The organism is Paracoccus versutus (assembly GCF_000763885.1).
GTDB classification, from domain to species: domain Bacteria; phylum Pseudomonadota; class Alphaproteobacteria; order Rhodobacterales; family Rhodobacteraceae; genus Paracoccus; species Paracoccus versutus.
Genome location: NZ_JRKO01000156.1, coordinates 1 through 1,563, shown reverse-complemented (window position 1 = coordinate 1,563; position 1,563 = coordinate 1). Strand labels below are relative to the sequence as shown.

1 protein-coding gene is annotated in these 1,563 nt (G+C 68.1%); it reads right to left on the bottom strand.

The genetic code is table 11. The features are described 5' to 3' along the window. Positions 1-139 precede the first annotated feature (139 nt). The gene (locus tag IT40_RS26390; RefSeq protein WP_036761478.1) at positions 140-1,531 is read right to left on the bottom strand and encodes an NAD(P)/FAD-dependent oxidoreductase; all 1,392 of its coding nucleotides are present in this window, start codon (positions 1,529-1,531) and stop codon (positions 140-142) included. Positions 1,532-1,563 lie beyond the last annotated feature (32 nt).

Here is a 1,563-nt window from a genome sequence, read left to right as displayed (position 1 = left end):
ACGTGATCCCAGCCCTGGGAAACAGGTCCGACACAGGCATCATCGCAGAGCCGATGATCCCGAACGCATGCTCGATCCCGTGAAGCTGGAGAACTTTCACAAAAGACTCCTCAGTGGTCATTCTCATGGCGATGGCTCCTTATTTGCGCTCGTCGCGGAAGTGATAGAGTTTGTAGAGGCCCCATTGGCCGAGGCGCCGGAACGGCGTCCTCCAGCCCTCATGCGGCAATTCGTCGTTGAAGATCGGCAGCCTGGGCACAGCCTCGCCCGCGACCAGCTGCGCCATGCGCCGCCCGGCCATGGCGGAATACATCACGCCGTTGCCGCCATAGCCCAGCGCATAGAAGGCACCGGGCAGGTCAGCCAGTCCGGTGATGCGCGGCATCATGTCGTGGCTGACATCCACCCAGCCCCACCAGCTGTAGTCCAGCTCGATCCCGCGCAGGGCGGGGAACTTGCGGGCCATCCCCTGCTTCAGCGCCTCCAGATGCGCCGGGTTCGCGGCATCGCGGCCGGTGATCGCGGCACGCGAGCCGATCTGCAGCCGGTTGTCGGGCAGCAGCCGGTAGTAATGCCGCAGCGTCCGGGTGTCGGTCAGCGGCGAGAGCTTCCGGATGCCGACCGCCTCCAGCTCGCCCGGCGTCAGCACGCGGGTGACTATGCTGTTCGACATGATCGGCATCAGCCGGTCCCTGAGCCGCGGGTGCAGGCCGCGCGGCGCATAGGCCGCCGTCGCCACCGCCACGCGCTTGGCGCGCACCGTGCCGCCCGGCGTGCGCAGGTGATGCACGCCGCCGCGGTATTCCCAGCCCTGCACCGGGCTGTCGACATGCACTTTCGCGCCCAGTTCGCGGGCGACGCGCAGGTAGCCGAAGGCCAGCTTCGCGGCATGGATGCCGACGCCGTCCACCTCCCACATGGCGCCATGCGCCTCCATGTCGCGCACGACGGTCCGGTGCAGCTCGTCGCGCGAGATCATGCGGGCGTCATAGCCGAAGGTCTCGCGCAGAAGCGCCGCCTCCTTCTGCAGCGCGGGCATCACGCTGGCCTTGTGGGCGATGTAGTAATGCCCGCCGTCCTGCGGATCGCAGTCGATCGCATGGTCGCGGATCAGCCCGCGGAACAGCGCGAACCCTTCGCAGACCTCGGCATGCAGGCCCTTGGCGGTATCGAGGCCCCAGCGCTCGATCCACTGGCTGCGCTTGAGCCGGCCCGAGCTGACCTGCGCCTGCCCGCCGTTGCGGGTCGAGCAGCCATAGGCGACGCCGTTCGCTTCCAGCACGGTCGCCTTGATGCCGTGCATCTTGGCCAGGTGGAGGGCGCAGGAAAGGCCGGTATAGCCCGAGCCGATCACCACCACGTCGGCATCCATGTCGCGCGTGACCGGGCCGTCGTCCGCAGGCGGCTCGCCGGCGGTGCCGATCCAGTAGGTCGGCGCGTAATCGCTGCGCGGGCCCAGGCTGCGGCTGGTGATGGGGTCATAGAACGGGTCGTAGGGCTGCGCGCCCGCTCGTTTCTCGATCGCCTGCATGGCGGGCCTCATTTCTCGGCAAGGGCGGAGGC